This is a genomic window from Mesorhizobium sp. ORM8.1, from assembly GCF_053005525.2.
In genome coordinates this window covers 4,227,306-4,242,998 of record NZ_CM132600.1, presented here as the reverse complement: position 1 = coordinate 4,242,998, position 15,693 = coordinate 4,227,306, and the positions used below count along the sequence as shown (strand labels likewise).

Annotated in this window: 13 protein-coding genes; 10 read left to right on the top strand and 3 right to left on the bottom strand. The window is 64.0% G+C overall.

Translation table 11 applies throughout. From position 1 onward, the window contains the following. Window positions 1-92 precede the first annotated feature (92 nt). Window positions 93-827: an SDR family oxidoreductase gene (locus ACVDG8_RS21335; protein WP_447256463.1), complete on the top strand. Its 735-nt coding sequence runs from the start codon at window positions 93-95 to the stop codon at window positions 825-827. Between the two features lie 9 nt (window positions 828-836). Here ACVDG8_RS21335 and typA read toward each other — a convergent pair whose 3' ends face one another. Then, complete coding sequence (gene typA, locus ACVDG8_RS21330; protein WP_447256462.1) at window positions 837-2,666, bottom strand: translational GTPase TypA; 1,830 nt, start codon at window positions 2,664-2,666, stop codon at window positions 837-839. 196 nt (window positions 2,667-2,862) lie between these two features. Here typA and ACVDG8_RS21325 point away from each other — a divergent pair, with 196 nt between their 5' ends. Beyond that, window positions 2,863-3,150: a hypothetical protein gene (locus ACVDG8_RS21325; protein WP_447256461.1), complete on the top strand. Its 288-nt coding sequence runs from the start codon at window positions 2,863-2,865 to the stop codon at window positions 3,148-3,150. A gap of 11 nt (window positions 3,151-3,161) precedes the next feature. Here ACVDG8_RS21325 and ACVDG8_RS21320 read toward each other — a convergent pair whose 3' ends face one another. Beyond that, window positions 3,162-4,736 (bottom strand): alkaline phosphatase D family protein, encoded by a 1,575-nt coding sequence (locus tag ACVDG8_RS21320; RefSeq protein ID WP_447256460.1) that lies wholly within the window; start codon window positions 4,734-4,736, stop codon window positions 3,162-3,164. 276 nt (window positions 4,737-5,012) lie between these two features. After that, window positions 5,013-6,296, bottom strand: coding sequence for an MFS transporter (locus tag ACVDG8_RS21315; RefSeq protein ID WP_447256459.1), 1,284 nt, complete (start codon window positions 6,294-6,296; stop codon window positions 5,013-5,015). 78 nt (window positions 6,297-6,374) lie between these two features. Here ACVDG8_RS21315 and ACVDG8_RS21310 point away from each other — a divergent pair, with 78 nt between their 5' ends. The 8 genes from ACVDG8_RS21310 to ACVDG8_RS21275 all read left to right on the top strand — a co-directional run bounded on the left by ACVDG8_RS21310 (window position 6,375) and on the right by ACVDG8_RS21275 (window position 15,581). Beyond that, window positions 6,375-6,983: a TetR/AcrR family transcriptional regulator gene (locus ACVDG8_RS21310; RefSeq protein WP_447256458.1), complete on the top strand. Its 609-nt coding sequence runs from the start codon at window positions 6,375-6,377 to the stop codon at window positions 6,981-6,983. 45 nt (window positions 6,984-7,028) lie between these two features. Next, complete coding sequence (locus ACVDG8_RS21305; protein ID WP_447256457.1) at window positions 7,029-7,619, top strand: hypothetical protein; 591 nt, start codon at window positions 7,029-7,031, stop codon at window positions 7,617-7,619. Window positions 7,620-7,788: 169 nt separating this feature from the next. Next, on the top strand, window positions 7,789-9,849 hold the full coding sequence (locus tag ACVDG8_RS21300) for a 3-hydroxyacyl-CoA dehydrogenase NAD-binding domain-containing protein (RefSeq protein ID WP_447256456.1): 2,061 nt from the start codon (window positions 7,789-7,791) through the stop codon (window positions 9,847-9,849). A 195-nt stretch (window positions 9,850-10,044) separates the two neighbouring features. Next, on the top strand, window positions 10,045-11,049 hold the full coding sequence (locus tag ACVDG8_RS21295; RefSeq protein WP_447256455.1) for a BMP family protein: 1,005 nt from the start codon (window positions 10,045-10,047) through the stop codon (window positions 11,047-11,049). 268 nt (window positions 11,050-11,317) lie between these two features. Continuing rightward, window positions 11,318-12,817 carry an ABC transporter ATP-binding protein gene (locus ACVDG8_RS21290; RefSeq protein WP_447257405.1) on the top strand — a complete coding sequence of 500 codons (1,500 nt, stop codon included), beginning with the start codon at window positions 11,318-11,320 and terminating at the stop codon, window positions 12,815-12,817. Continuing rightward, the gene (locus tag ACVDG8_RS21285; protein WP_447256454.1) at window positions 12,817-13,872 is read left to right on the top strand and encodes an ABC transporter permease; all 1,056 of its coding nucleotides are present in this window, start codon (window positions 12,817-12,819) and stop codon (window positions 13,870-13,872) included. Before ACVDG8_RS21290 ends, ACVDG8_RS21285 begins: the two co-directional genes overlap by 1 nt. Further along, entirely contained in the window at window positions 13,869-14,813 is a 945-nt protein-coding gene (locus tag ACVDG8_RS21280) for an ABC transporter permease (protein WP_447256453.1), read from the top strand. Before ACVDG8_RS21285 ends, ACVDG8_RS21280 begins: the two co-directional genes overlap by 4 nt. A gap of 618 nt (window positions 14,814-15,431) precedes the next feature. Continuing rightward, window positions 15,432-15,581, top strand: a complete 150-nt coding sequence (locus ACVDG8_RS21275) for a hypothetical protein (protein ID WP_371011633.1) — start codon at window positions 15,432-15,434, stop codon at window positions 15,579-15,581. Window positions 15,582-15,693 lie beyond the last annotated feature (112 nt).

Here is a 15,693-nt window from a genome sequence, read left to right as displayed (position 1 = left end):
CATTTCGATCATAGCGCCTGATCGCATGCTGAACGAAGCCTTAAATTATCGACCGAGGCGGGATCCACACGCCGAATGTATAGGAGATTCCCATGACTGGATTGAACGACAAGGTCGTCCTCATCACCGGAGCGTCGAGCGGCATCGGCGAGGCAACGGCTCGTCACCTTGCCGCGAACGGTGCCCGCGTGGTGATGGGCGCTCGCCGCACCGAGCGTCTCCAGGCGATCGCTGCCGATATCGAGAAGGCTGGCGGCATTGTCCGTTTCCGCAGCCTCGATGTCGCCGATCGCGACGAGATGGAGGCGTTCGCCGCCTTCGCCGTGTCGGAGTTCGGACAAGTCGACGTGCTGGTCAACAATGCCGGCGTGATGCCGCTCTCGCCATTGTCCGCTCTCAAGATCGACGAGTGGAACTGGATGATCGATGTCAACATGCGTGGCGTTCTCCATGGCATAGCGGCGGTGCTGCCGCGGATGGAGGCCCAGGGCCATGGCCACATCGTCAACGTCTCGTCGGTCGGCGGTTTCGTCGTCCAGCCGACGGCCGCCGTCTACGCGGCGACGAAGTTTGCCGTGCGGGCGATCTCCGAGGGGCTGCGCAAGGAAAGCGACAGGATCCGCTGCACCTGCGTCTATCCGGGCGTGGTCAGGTCGGAACTCGCCAACGCGATCAGCGACCCGGTCGCACGCGAGCGAATGCAATCCTACCGCAAGATAGCAATCGCGCCCGATGCGATCGCCCGCGCCATCCAATTCGCGATCGAACAGCCGGCCGACGTCGACGTCAACGAGATCGTGGTGCGCCCGCTCGCGACGCAGGTTTGAGGCGGCCTGTTAAGCCGCGCCCATCACCTTGGTGGCCTTCTCGAAGCGCTTGCGCTCGTTCGGGTCGAGGTAGAGCTTGCGCAGGCGGATGGTCTTCGGCGTCACCTCGACCAGTTCGTCGTCCTGGATCCAGGCCAGCGCGCGCTCCAGCGTCATGCGGATCGGCGGCGTCAGCTTCACCGCCTCGTCCTTGCCTGCGGCGCGGATGTTGGTGAGCTTCTTGCCCTTGAGCACGTTCACTTCGAGATCGTTGTCACGGCTATGGATGCCGATGATCATGCCCTGATAGACCTTGACGCCCGGATCGATGATCATCGGACCACGGTCTTCCAGGTTCCACATGGCGTAGGCGACCGATTCGCCCTGCTCGTTTGAGATCAAAACGCCGTTGGTGCGCCCAGGCAGCTCGCCCTTGTAGGGCTCATAGGCATGGAACAGGCGGTTCATCACCGCGGTGCCGCGCGTGTCGGTCAAAAGTTCCGACTGGTAGCCGATCAGGCCGCGCGTCGGCGCATGGAAGACCAAGCGCTGGCGGTTGCCGCCCGAGGGGCGCAGTTCGACCATCTCGGCCTTGCGTTCCGACATTTTCTGCACGACGACGCCGGCATGCTCCTCGTCGACGTCGATGACGACTTCCTCGACCGGCTCCAGCAGGTCGCCATTCTCGCCCTTCTGCATGACGACGCGCGGACGCGACACGGCGAGCTCAAAACCTTCTCGGCGCATCGTCTCGATCAGCACCGCGAGCTGCAATTCGCCGCGGCCCGAGACGAAGAAGGAATCCTTATCCGGCGATTCCTCGATCTTCAGCGCCACATTGCCTTCGGCCTCGCGCAGCAGCCGGTCGCGGATGACGCGGCTGGTCACCTTGTCGCCCTCGGTACCGGCAAGCGGGCTGTCGTTGACCAGGAACGACATCGTCACCGTCGGCGGATCGATCGGCTGCGCATGCAGCGCCTCGGTCACCGCCAGATCGCAAAATGTATCGGCGACGGTGCCCTTGGACAGGCCGGCGATGGCGACGATGTCGCCCGCCTGGGCTTCCTCGATCGGCTGCCGTTCGAGGCCACGGAAGGCGAGGATTTTCGAGATACGGCCGGTTTCGACCTGGGTGCCGTCATGATGCAGCACCTTGACCGCCTGGTTGGCCTTCAGCGTGCCGCTCTCGATGCGGCCGGTGATGATGCGGCCAAGGAACGGGTTGGCTTCCAGGATGGTGCCGATCATGCGGAACGGGCCGGGATGCACGGTCGGCGCCGGCACATGCTTGATGACGAGGTCGAACAGCGGCGCCAGGCCCTGGTCCTTCGGACCTTCGGGGTTCTCGGAAACCCAGCCGTCGCGGCCCGAACCGTAGAGGATCGGGAAGTCGAGCTGCTCGTCGGTAGCGTCGAGCGCGGCAAAAAGGTCGAACACCTCGTTGACCACCTCGACATGGCGGGCGTCCGGACGGTCGATCTTGTTGATGACGACGATCGGCCGCAGGCCGACCTTGAGTGCCTTGCCGACGACGAACTTGGTCTGCGGCATCGGTCCTTCGGCGGCGTCGACCAGAACGATGGCCGAATCCACCATCGACAGGATACGCTCCACCTCGCCGCCGAAATCGGCGTGTCCGGGCGTGTCGACGATGTTGATGCGGGTGCCATGCCAGTCGACCGAGGTCGCCTTGGCCAGGATGGTGATGCCGCGCTCCTTTTCCAGGTCGTTGGAATCCATGGCGCGCTCGGCGACGCGCTGGTTGTCGCGGAAAGATCCGGATTGCTTCAGGAGCTGGTCGACGAGAGTGGTTTTGCCATGGTCGACGTGCGCGATGATCGCGATATTACGAAGGTTCATTTTATCTGGTCTCGGGAACGTTGCAGGCAGCAGGCCCAAAAGCGCCGCCTTTTTCGGTTGCGCGGCTCATACAGGGTTTTTCGCAAATGCGAAAGGGGAGGCCCTTCCCCAAATAAATGGTCACTGATTCTTAAACGTCTTGGTGTGAAATGATTCTGTTAACCAAGGCGGAACCTTTGAGGGGCCGGGCAGTTCGATGTTCATGACCGATCATATCGCCAGATTGCGTCCGGTTTTCGTCTGGGCATCGCTTGCCATGCTGGTTGCGGCGGGCGCCGCGCAGTCGGCGGCCGTGCTGCGGGAGGCCAATCCGGCGCGCCCCGACGACGCCCGGACCGCCGAACAGATGTTCGCCGACGCCCCTGACGGCGTCGACCCGGTCGTCACCGGCCCGGTCAGCGCCGCCTTCAAGCAGCGCCAGAAGGACGCAGGCTGCGACAACGCAGTCTGGCCGAACATTCCGAGAGCCTGCTACCCGGATTGACCTGAGGCTGCCTAGGCCGACCGCACCGGATCAAGCGTGACCTTGTAGAGTTCGTTGTCGTCGCGATCCATCAGCCGCACCGTGAGCTGCTCGGTGGCGCCTGAAATGTCGACCAGCCCGAAGAACTGCAGGCCGGCCGATGGCGGCAGGTTTTGGCCCTGCTCGGCCGTCGGCGCCTTGATGAACTTCAGCTCCGGCCCGAAAGTCATGTCGAGATCGTTCGGGCCGAACGTGCCGGCATGGATCGGACCGGAGACGAATTCCCAGAACGGATTGAAATCCTGGAACTGCGCCTTGTCGGGGTTGTAGTAATGCGCCGCCGTGTAGTGCACGTCGGCGGTCAGCCACACCGTGTTGGTGATGCCGGCATTCTTGATGAAGCGCAGCACATCGGCGAATTCGAGCTCGCGGCCTTTCGGCGCGCCATTGTCGTTGTTGCTGACGGCCTCGAAGCCGACCTTCTTTGCCGCGTCGTCCCAGACGACGAGGCTGAGCGGCATGTCGGCTGCGATGATCTTCCACGTCGCCTTGGAGTTGGCAAGTTCGCGCTTCAGCCACTTCGACTGCTCCTCGCCGATCATGCGCGACTTCGGCGTCAGCGTTTCCTCCAGATCCGGACCGTTCGGGCCGCGATAGGAGCGCATGTCGAGGAAGAACACGTCGAGCAGCGGCCCATGCGAGATCTTGCGGTAGACGCGGCCCGGCTCCGACGGCTCGTAGCGGATGGTGGTCATTTCGTGGAAGGCGCGCGCCGCCCGCGCGGCCAGCACATGGATCGACTTTTCCTTGTAGCGGTCGTCGGCGGTGAGGTTCTTCGAGTCCGACCAGTTGTTCAGCACCTCATGGTCGTCCCACTGGTAGAAGGTCGGGCAGACGGCGCTGAGGCCCAGCACATGCTTGTCCATCATGTTGTACTTCCACTGGTCGCGGTATTCGTCCAGCGTCTCGGCGACCTTGCGCTTGCCGTCGATGACGACGACGTTCTTCCACTTGCCGCCGCCGGGCAGGTCGACCTCGTCTTTCAGCGCACCGTCGGCATAGATCGTGTCGCCGGAATGCAGGAAGAAGTCCGGCGTGTGCTTGGCGATGGTCGAATAGGTCTTCATGCCGGTTTCGTCGATGCCCCAGCCCTGGCCGGCGGTGTCGCCCGACCAGGCGAAGCGCACATCGCGCTTGGACGACGGCGCGGTGCGGAAGCGGCCGACGATCGGCTCCGAGACGACATTGATGTCGGAGAGGTCGGCCGCCGTCATGCGGTAGAAGATGTCCTGGTCCGAAGCGAGATCGGTGAGCAGACGCTTGACCGTGTAATCGCTGGCCGGCGAGGTATCGAGGCTCGCAAGCCTGGTGGCATTGGTGAAGCTTTCGGTCGTCGACACTTCATACATGACACGCGCTGGACGATCGGTGCGTGTCCAAACCATACCGGAATTGGCATCGACGTCGCCGGACTGCACGCCATGAGTGAAGGCCGGCCGCTGGCTGGCGCGCGAATAATAAGGCACCGCGAGCCCGGAGGCGCCGACAAGGCCGAAGGCGCTCGCCGAAGTGACGAAAGCGCGGCGGGTAAGGGAAAGCTTGTTCATGGCTGTCTCCGGGATCGCATTGAACGGGACCGCCAAGCTCCAGCCTCAATGTTTCAGGCGTGTCTCGGAACCATGAATTTTTGATAACAGTGAACAGGCGCGTGATCTCCCCCTCGAGGGGGAGATGTCGCCGAAGGCGACAGAGGGGGTCGTCTCGCGTGGAGCGCCGACCTCCTTCGCCTGCAATAAAAGGCCGAGCCTGGTCGGACCGACCCCTCTGGCCGCTTTGCGGCCATCTCCCCCTCAAGAGGGGAGATTAGCGCTCAGCAGCCGCGCTCAAGCCACCTGCGGCTCGGGATCGAACACCGGCCTGCTGGTATTGATCAGCAGCGAAATACAGGCCGCCGCAATTCCCGTCATGCCGGCGATCAGGAACGCCAGCTCGTAATTGCCCTGCAGCTCGCGCATCGTGCCGCCGAAGGCCGCGGCCGCCGCCGCGCCGATCTGGTGGCCGGCGACGATCCAGCCGAACACGATCGGCCCGCTGCGGTCGCCGAAGGCTTCATTGGCGAGCCTGAGCGTCGGCGGCACGGTGGCGATCCAGTCGAGCCCGTAGAGCACGGCAAAGATGATCAGGCTGGTCCCCGAAAAGCCGGAATAAGGCAGGTAGATCAACGACAGGCCGCGGATGGCATAGTAGACGCCGAGCAGCTTGCGCGGATCGAAGCGATCGGTGAGCCAGCCGGACAAAGTCGTGCCGATCAGGTCGAAAATGCCCATCAGCGACAGCAACCCGGCCGCCTTTACTTCGGGGATGCCCATGTCGCCGCAGAAGGCGATGAGATGCGTGCCGACCAGGCCGTTGGTGGTGAAGCCGCAGATGAAAAAGGTGGCAAACAGATACCAGAACACCCTCGTGCCGGCGGCGCGGCGCAGCGTGTTCAGCGTATGCGCCAGGAAATTGCCCTGCGATGCCGGCGACACCGGCGGCACGTCATCGGCATCGGCGCCATAGCGCACCAGGCCGATCGAGGCCGGACGCTCGGGCACCAGCAGGAGCACGAACGGTATCAAGGCGGCCGTCGCCACCGCCACTGCAATGGCGACAGGCTTCCAGCCGCCGCTCTGCGCCAGCGAAGCGATCAGCGGCAGGAAGATAAGCATGCCGGTGGCGCTGGAAGCTGACATCAGTCCCATCACCAGGCCGCGATTGGTCTTGAACCAGCGGTTGACGATGGTCGCGCCAAGCACGCTCGCCACCGCGCCCGAGCCGATGCCGGAAAACACGCCCCAGGTCAGGAAGAGATGCCAGGGCTGCGTCATGAACAGGCTGAGCGCGGTCGAGCCCGACATCACCAGCAAAGCGCCGAGCAGCGTGCGGCGCATGCCCACGCGCTCCATCAGCGCCGCGGCGAACGGGCCAGTCAGGCCGTAGAGCAGGATGCCGACGCTGGCGGCCCAGGAGGTCACGTCACGGCGCCAGCCGAAGCTCTCTTCCAGCGGCACCATCATGACCGAGGGGGCAGAGCGCAGCCCGGCCGCGATCAGCAGGCAGAAGAAAATGACGGCGACGACGACAAAGGCGTAGCGCTGGCCAAACGGACGAGACTGAGCTATCATGTTACTGACCGGTACGTTGCAATGAGGTGTCGCCATACATACGTACCGGTCAGTAACATTGTCAAGCGAGTTGTTTGCATGTCATCGGACAAGAAAATTGATGCGTCGTTGAGCGGTGCCCCGGTCCCGAAGGCGGCGGACAAGATTCTGGACGTGGCGTTCGATCTCTTCTATCGCGAAGGCATCAGGGCGATCGGCGTCGACGAGATCGTCAGGCGCGCCGGCGTCACCAAGCCGAGCCTCTATCGCAGCTTCCCGTCCAAGGACGAGCTCGCCGCCTCTTATCTGCGCAAATACGATCTCGAGTTCTGGGAGCGCTTCGACGAGGCTGTCGACGCGCATCCGGGCGATCCGCGCGCGCAGATCATCGCCTTCCTGACACGCGTCGGCAAACGCACGCAGAAACCCGACTATCGCGGCTGCGGCATGACCAACGCCGCGGTCGAATATCCCGAACATGGCCATCCGGCACGCGTCGTCAGCGAGAACAACAAACTGGAATTGCGCCGGCGCCTGCGCGCCATGGCAACCGCGATGGGCGCGCCCGATGCCGACACACTTGGCGACGGCCTGCTGCTCTTGATCGAGGGCGCCTATATCAGCGGCCAGCTCTTCGGCCTGGGCGGACCGGCGGCCGCCGTCGCCCGCAACGCCGACCTGTTGATCGAAGCCAGCTTGAAGAAATAGCAATTGGCGCTACGCTCAAGGCGACTTCGGCCGGAGACGTTCGCCATGCGTGCTCTTCTGATCCCGCTTGCTCTCGCCGGGTTCTGCCAGGCAGCTCATGCCGGCGATATCGCCAGCGCCTACACCGATCTCGACTCGAAGACGGATTGCGTGACCTATGCGCAAGCCGAACAGGGCGACGGCGACTGGGCAAACCTCGTCTGCTCCGGCTATCGTGGCTATCCGGTGCTGATCAACTACGACGATGCGCGCGAATCCGTCTATTACGGCTTTCCCTCCGACGACATGACCGCCGTCTGGGAGAGCTTCTCCGCCTTCAACGGCTCCGGGCGGAAGGTCGAATGGCGCATCGAGACCAAGGGCGACATCGCCGTCCCCTACGCCGCCATCCACCGCCGCTCCGTCAGCAATCCCGAGGACGAGAAAAAGTCGATCGACGTGCTGGTCGTGGCCAAGGTGGCGCAGCCCGAGCAACATGAGGGCTGCACGATCGGCCTGGTTTTGGCCACCGGCAACCCGCAGGCCAACGACCAGGCGCGCAAGCTCGCCGACGAGAAGGCCAAGACTTTCGCCTGCGGCAAAGACAAGCGCGAGGTCATCGGCAGCGTGCCGGACTTCGGCCGGGTGGATAACTGACCAGCCAGCAGGCCCTCGGCAGAACGCCAGTCACCTCGACCGTGAAAGGTCGGCTCGGCCGAGACGGAGCCGCGGGCCTCCAACTCGTTAGGCCAAAGCCGCATCGGGTTCCCATTCGCGAGCTCGCCTAGTAAACCCGTGTCCGATCGCAGATCTCGGAGGGTTCCGCTTGTCCAATTTTGTCAGCGTCGCAAACGACAACGGCGTGGCGGTGGTCACCATCGACAATCCGCCGGTCAACGCGCTGAGTTTCCATGTCCGCAAACCGCTTTATGAGGCGCTTGCCGCGCTGCGCGGCGATCCCGCCGCCAAGGCGATCGTCATCGCCTGTGCCGGGCGGACTTTCGTCGCCGGCGCCGACATCACCGAATTCGGCAAGCCGGTCGAGCAGCCGGAGCTGCGCGCGATCATCGCCTTGCTGGACACGATCGCCAAGCCGACGGTTGCGGCGATCCACGGCACGGCGCTGGGCGGCGGCCTGGAACTGGCGCTCGGCTGCCATTTCCGAGTCGCCGATCAGGGCGCCAAGCTTGGCCTGCCGGAAGTGAAACTCGGGCTGCTGCCGGGTGGTGGCGGCACGGTGCGGCTGCCGCGCCTGGTCGGCGCCGCAAAGGCGCTTGGCATGATCGTTTCCGGAACCCCGATTTCGGCCAGCGAGGCAAAGACGGCCGGTCTTGTCGACGTGGTTTTCGAGAGAGATCTGTTGCCGCAGGCAGTTCGTTTCGCCGGCGAAATGGCGGACCGGGATGAAACATTCGCGCCCGTGCGTGACCGCAATGACCGTCTGGCCGAAACCGATCTTGCCGCTTTCGATGCCCAGGCGGCGGACCTTGCCAGGAAAGCGCGCGGGCTCGAGGCGCCGCTTGCCTGCGCCGAGGCTGTCCGCAACGCGATCATTTTGCCTTTCGACGCGGCGCTGGCCGCCGAGCGCCAGCTCTTCCTGAAACTCGTTTCCGGCGACCAGTCGCGCGCGCAGCGGCATCTGTTCTTTGCCGAGCGCGAGGCGGCGAAGATCCCCGGCAAGGATGTGCAGAAGCGAAGGATTGCCCGCGTCGGCATCATCGGCGCCGGCACGATGGGCGGCGGCATCGCAATGGCTTTCGCCAATGGCGGCTTCCCGGTGACCGTGCTGGAAACCAGCGAGGAGGCGCTGCGGCGCGGACTGGCTATGATCGAGAAGAATTATGCCGTCTCGGTCAGCCGCGGCTCGCTGACGGAGGAAGCCAAGCAGAAGCGGCTCGGCCTGTTCAAGGCCAGCACCGACTATGCCGATCTGGCAGATTGCGACCTGATCGTCGAAGCGGTCTTCGAGGACATGGCGGTCAAGAAAGAAGTGTTCGGCAAGGTCGATGCCGTCGCCAAGCCAGGAGCGATCCTTGCCACCAACACCTCCTATCTCGATGTCAATGAGATCGCCGCCTCGACCGCGCGTCCAGAGGATATGCTGGGCCTGCATTTCTTCTCGCCGGCCAATGTCATGAAGCTCCTGGAGATCGTGCGCGCCGAAAAGACGGCCCCCGATGCGTTGGCGACGGCGACCGATCTTGCCCGCCGCATCGGCAAGGTGCCGGTCGTCGTCGGCGTCTGCCACGGTTTCGTCGGCAACCGCATGCTGGCCGCGCGCAGCGCGGAGAACGAATTCCTGCTGCTCGAAGGCGCCACGCCGGGCCAGGTCGACAAGGTCTTCACCGAGTTCGGCTGGCCTATGGGGCCGTTCCAGATGGGCGATCTCGCCGGCCTCGACATCAGCTGGCGCAATCGCAAGGCGCGCGGCCTGGCGGCGGCGATCGCCGATACGCTCTGCGAGCAAGGCCGCTTCGGCCAGAAGACCGGCCGCGGCTGGTATCGCTATGACGGCGGCGCGCGCGAACCAATTGCCGATCCCGATGTCGAGGCGCTGATCCGCGCCAAGGCGACCGGGCTTGGCGTCGAGAAACGCGAGATCGGCGCGCACGAAATCATCGAGCGCACGCTTTATCCGCTGGTCAACGAAGGCGCGAAAATCCTCGAGGAAGGCATCGCGGCGCGCGCGTCCGATATCGACGTCGTCTGGGTCAACGGCTACGGCTTCCCGATCGGCAAGGGCGGGCCGATGTTCTGGGCAAGGCTTGAAGGGGCAGGCAAGATCGTCGAACGGCTGGAATACTGGCACCGCCAAACCGGCCGGGTTATTTTCGAGTCGGCTCCGCTGTTGAAGCGGTTCGCCGAGACGGGGTCTTGGGAGGGCTAGGGCGGCTAGGCCGCGTTCCTCGCGCCCCCTCTGTCCCGCCAGCCTTCCCGGCTTCCCGCAAAGGCAAGCCAAATTTGACCATGTGGACAAAACTCAGGCATCGTTCCATAGTCCGGGCGTCTGACATTTTGGAACAGCCGGCTCGACACGGCTGTCGAACAGAGGGGCACTTCAATGGAAAACGAACGCAGCAAAATGCCACGCGCGAACCTGTCGCGGCGCAACGTGCTGGAACTTGGCGTGCTTGGGCTCGTCGCTTCCGTCCTGCCGGGCGCGGCCTTTGCCAAGGACAAGAAGGTGAAGGTGGCGGCGATCTTCGCCACGCCGATCGAGGAGCCGTGGGACAACCAGATCCATGTCGCCTTGCTGAAGGCGCAGAAGGAACTCGGCATCGACTACAAATGGTCCGAGAAGGTACAGACCGCCGACTTCAGCCGCGTCATGCGCGAATATGCGCAGGGCGGCTACCAGCTGGTGCTCGGCGACGCCTTCGCCGCCGAGCGTGAATCGCGCCGCACGGCTAAGCAATTCCCGAAAACCGCCTTCCTGTTCGGCTCCGGCGCCGGCCCGGCCGAGCCCAATTTCGGCGTCTTCGACAACTGGATCCACGAGCCGGCCTATCTGTCCGGTATGATCGCCGGAAAAATGTCGAAGTCGGGCACGGTCGGCGCCGTTGCGGCCATGGGCATTCCGGAAGTGAACCGGCTGGTCAACGCCTTCTTTGCCGGCGCCAAGGAGGTCAATCCGAACGTCAAGAAGAAGGTCGCCTTCATCGGCTCCTTCTTCGATCCGCCCAAGGCCAAGGAAGCCGCCGTGGCGCAGATCGATGCCGGCGTCGACGTCATCTATGCCGAGCGTTTCGGCGTCATCGAGGCGGCGGTCGAAAAGAAGATCTACGCCATCTCCAACATGTCCGACCAGTCGAGCCTCGGCCCCGACACCGTCATCACCGGCCCGGTCTGGGACATGTATCCGACCGTCGAGCAGGCGATCAAACTGGTCAAGGCCGGTGTCTTCACCGCGCAGGATTATGGCGACTTCTCGCGCATGGCCAAGGGCGGCTCGTACCTGGCGCCCTTCCACAAATTCGACAAGACGCTGCCCGCGGATGTGAAGGACCTGGTCGAGAAGAAGAAGGCCGAGATCCTGGACGGCAATTTCCGCGTCGACGTCGACGAAAACACGCCGGTTTCGGATTAGAGCCGGCGTTGAGGGGCGGCGCGCGGCCCCCTCTCTGTCCTGCCGGACATCTCCCCTCAAGGGGGAGATCAGATGTCACGGCGGCCTTCGCCAACTTTCAACGTTGAAAAGATCGAGCGCCGTCGACGGAACTGCCAATCTCCCCTTGAGGGGAGATGTCCGGCAGGACAGAGAGGGGGCCTCGCGCCACCCCTGTCAAACAAAGCTAGATCGCAAGGCCAATTGCTATCAGGAGTATCCCTTGGTGACGCCCGCCCCACTCATCGAAATGCGCGGCATCACCAAGATCTTCGGCGCCGTCAAGGCGAACGAGGCTGTCGATCTCAGCGTCGCGCCCGGCGAAATCCTCGGCCTTCTCGGCGAGAACGGCGCCGGTAAGACGACGCTGATGAATGTGCTGTTCGGCGCTTATGCGCCGGACGCCGGCGAAATCCTGGTCGAGGGCAGGCCTGTCGCCATCCACAGTTCCGCCGACGCTTTGGCCGCCGGCATCGGCATGGTGCACCAGCATTTCCATCTGGCGCCGCGCCTTACGGTTCTGGAAAACCTGCTGATCGGCATTCCGGGGAAATCCGGCCGTATCGATCGCGCCGGCGGACTGGCGCGGCTGCAGGAGATCGGCCGCCAGCATGGTTTAAGCCTGGATCCGAACCTGCCGGTTTCGGCACTGTCGGTGGGAGAGCAGCAGCGTCTCGAAATCATTAAGGCGCTGTTTCGCGGCGCCAAGCTTCTGATCCTCGACGAGCCGACCGCGGTGCTGGCGCCGAGCGAGGTCGACGGTCTGTTCGCCGCCCTGCGCTCCATGGCGGCCCAGGGGCTCGGCATCATCTTCATCTCGCATAAGCTGAACGAGGTTCGGGCGCTGACGCATCGCTGCGTGGTGCTGCGCCTCGGCAAGGTCGCCGGCCGCGTCGACGATCCGGCCAACACGACATCGGCTGCAATGGCGGAGCTGATGTGTGGTCACGAAATCGTGCCGCCGACCAGGGGAGCCTCGACCATCGGCGTGGCCGTGCTGACGCTTGACGGCATATCCACCTCCAGCCATGCCGGCACGCCATTGCGCGACGTCTCGCTGTTCGTCCGCTCCGGCGAGATCCTCGGCATTGCCGGTGTTTCCGGCAACGGCCAGCGAGCGCTCGCCGATGTGATCTCCGGCATGCTGGCGCCAAAGGCGGGCACCATGACGATAGCCGGCAAAACGGTAACGCAATTCGCGCCGCGCGAACTGCAGGCGCTCGGTCTCGGCCGCATCCCGGAAGACCGTATGACGACCGGGCTGGTGACCAATCTGCCGCTTGCCGATTCCATGGTGCTGCCACGCATCGGCACCGAAGCCTTCAGCCGCAAGGGGCTGCTCAATCCCGCCGCGATCCGCGCCTTTGCCGAGGCACAGATTAAGGCTTACGACATCCGCTGCCCCGGCCCGATGGTACGCGCCGGCGCTTTATCCGGCGGCAACCTGCAAAAGGCGCTGCTGGCGCGCGAGCTCGCCTTCGATCCGAAGGTCCTCATCGTCTCGCAACCGACGCGTGGCCTCGACATCGGCGCTGCCCGCTTCATCCACGAAAAGTTCCTCGATATGCGCGCCAAGGGTTGCGGCATCATCGTCATCGGCGAGGACCTCGAGGAATTGCTGGTGCTCTGCGACCGCATCGCGGTGATGTATGAAGGCCGCATCGCCGGCACGCTGGACAGCGCGGACGCGACCGTCGTCAGGCTCGGCCTGATGATGACCGGGACCGGGCATGCCGAGGAGGCTGCCTGATGTTCCGGCTCGAAGCCCGCAGCTCCAAGCCCGCCTGGTTCAATCTCGCGCTGCCGCTCATCGCCATCGCCGCGACCCTGGTGTTGTGCAGCGGCCTGATCGCGATCGCCGGCGCCGGCGTTGTCGATGCCTATGGCGTGATGCTGTCGGCCTCGCTCGGCGACAGCTACGCCATCACCGAAACGCTGGTGCGCGCCGCACCCATGATCTTTACCGGCCTGGCCGTGGCGGTCGCCTTCCGCGCGAAATTCTGGAACATCGGCGCCGAAGGCCAGTTGCTGGCCGGCGCGGTGGCAAGCTGCTTTGTCGGCGCCATCCCGATGCCGGGCTATCTCGCCATGCTTTTGATGGCAGTCGCCGGTGCCGCCGCCGGCGCTCTCGTCGCCCTGGTGCCGGCGACGCTGCGCGTCAAATTCAAGGTCGACGATGTGGTGAGCTCGCTGCTCTTGAACTCGGTCATCTATTACGCGCTGATGGCGCTGATCGAAGGACCGTGGAAGGACTCCTTCAGCGGTTATCCGATCTCGCCGCCGATCGAGGATTCGGCCAATTTCCCGGTGCTGATCGAAGGCACCAGGCTGCATCTCGGGGTCATCGTGGCGCTGATCGCCGCGCCTGTTTGCTGGTTCCTGATATCTCGCACCACGCTCGGTTTCCGCATCCGCGTCACCGGTGAGAACCCGGAAGCCGCGCGCTATGGCGGCATCAACGTGCAGCGCGTGCTGCTGTCGACCGCGCTGCTCTCCGGCGCTCTGGCCGGACTTGCCGGCGTCGGCGAAGTAGGCGGCGTGCACTTCCAGGTGATGAGCGACATCTCGCCGGGCTATGGCTATTCCGGCATCGTCGTTGCGATGCTGGCCCGGCTCAATCCGTTCGGCGTGGTGCCGGCGGCGATCTTCCTGGCTGCCGTCATGACCGGCGCCGAGGCGATGTCGCGCGCGACCGGCGTGCCGGCCTTCCTCAGCGACGTCATCCAGGGGACCGCGCTGCTCGCCATGCTGGTGGCGCTGCTCTTCACCGCCTACCGCATCCGCCGCGTGGGGACGTCATCATGAGCGCGGTGTTCGAGCAGATTTTCCAGGTCGGCTTCCTCGCCGCCATCATCCGCATCGCCACGCCTTTGGCCTTCGCTACCCTCGGTGAAATGTTTTCCGAGCGCGCCGGCGTGCTCAATCTGGGCATCGAAGGCATCATGCTGCTCTGCGCCATGGCCGGCTTCACCGCCGCCAGCCTGAGCGGCAGCCTGTGGTTCGGCGTGCTGGTGGCGGTGCTGACCGGCGTGCTGATGGGCGCGCTGCACGCGCTGTTCACGGTGGTGCTGGGCTTGAGCCAGCATGTCTGCGGCATTGGCGTGACGTTGTTCTCGTCGGGGCTGGCCTATTTCCTCTACCGGCTGATCTACGGCCAGCAATCGGTGCCGCCGAGCATCAAGGGATTCGAGACCGTGCCGATCCCGGTTCTTTCAGACATTCCGGTGCTGGGGCCGGCGGTATTCAACCAGTTCGCGCTGGTTTACATGGCCATCATTGCCGTCCCGCTTGCCGCCTTCGTCCTCTACCGCACGCCTTGGGGGCTGTCGGTGCGCATGGTCGGCGAGAACCCACGCGCCGCCGATTCCGCCGGCGTCAGCGTCATTGCCACGCGCTTCCAGGCGCTGATCCTCGGCGGCGCGCTGATGGGGCTGGCCGGCGCGTTTCTCACGATGGCGCAGTTCAACGCCTTCACCTTCGGCGTGGTGTCGGGGCGCGGCTGGGTGGCGATCGCGCTGGTCGTGTTCGGCCGCTGGGACCCGTGGCGCTCGGCAGGGGCGGCACTGCTCTTCGCCTTCGTCGATGCGCTGCAGCTCCGGATGCAGGCGAGCGGTCTCGGGCATATCCCCTACGAAGCGTTCCTGATGCTGCCCTTCATCTTCACCATCGTCGCCATGGCGATCATGTCGCGCAACGCTATCGCGCCATCAGCGCTGCTGAAGCCGTTCCGACGCGAGGAGCGGTAGAGGACTTGGTGTCCTTTCTTCTCCCCGATTGACCCAGGGCAATCGCATATGAGTTTTTACGAAGAGGACCCCCACCCTTAATCCCTCCCCACAAGGGGAGGGAGACTTGGTAGGCGCCGATCTCCGCAAATCGCCTAGGTTCGACGCCAAAAAGGGTGGCGTGCGGCAGCGTTCCCTCCCCCTTGTGGGGAGGGTTAGGGTGGGGGTCCTCTTCGTAAAACCTCATAAGCGATTGCCCTGCCCGATCGACGGGGTAGAGGAAGGGCGCCAAGCTGTCCCTGGGACGAAGAACCTGGAGCTTGGAAAGCCTCACATCGCGGTAAAGCCGTTATCGACGAAGAGATGCGCGCCGTTGACGAAACTGGATCTTTCGCACGTGGGATGGCCAAGGCCGCTCGAACGCCCGGATGTTGGGCCTGGAACCACCGCGATCGGCCGATTTCAGCCATTTTGCGCCTGACGGCCAGCAGACGAAGGGCCGGATTCTTGGCGCCGATCGGGGTACGGAAAACCATAATCGCCCGAAATACGAGAACGTTGTTCCAAAAATCGGCGGAAAATAGCAATCGACAAAGTCTACTAATTTTATAGATTAATGGGCGTGACGGAGGCTCGACCATGACCTACATCCAGAACGCTCAGCGCAAGGGCCAGAGGCTGACCGCCGACCAAAGCTGGAGGCCCGCCTATGGCGGCACCTTCGCCTATCTCGTCTTCGCGCTCGCGTTTGTGTTCACCGGCGCGGTGGTTCTGGGTCTCATTCCCTGACCCATCGGAGCTGAAGGGCTCCGCACCAATAGCAGTCTGAGTTGAGTAATCGGAACTGAAGACCGGCCGCGTGCCGGCGCGCAGTCGCATGTCTGCACATGCATTTTCATTC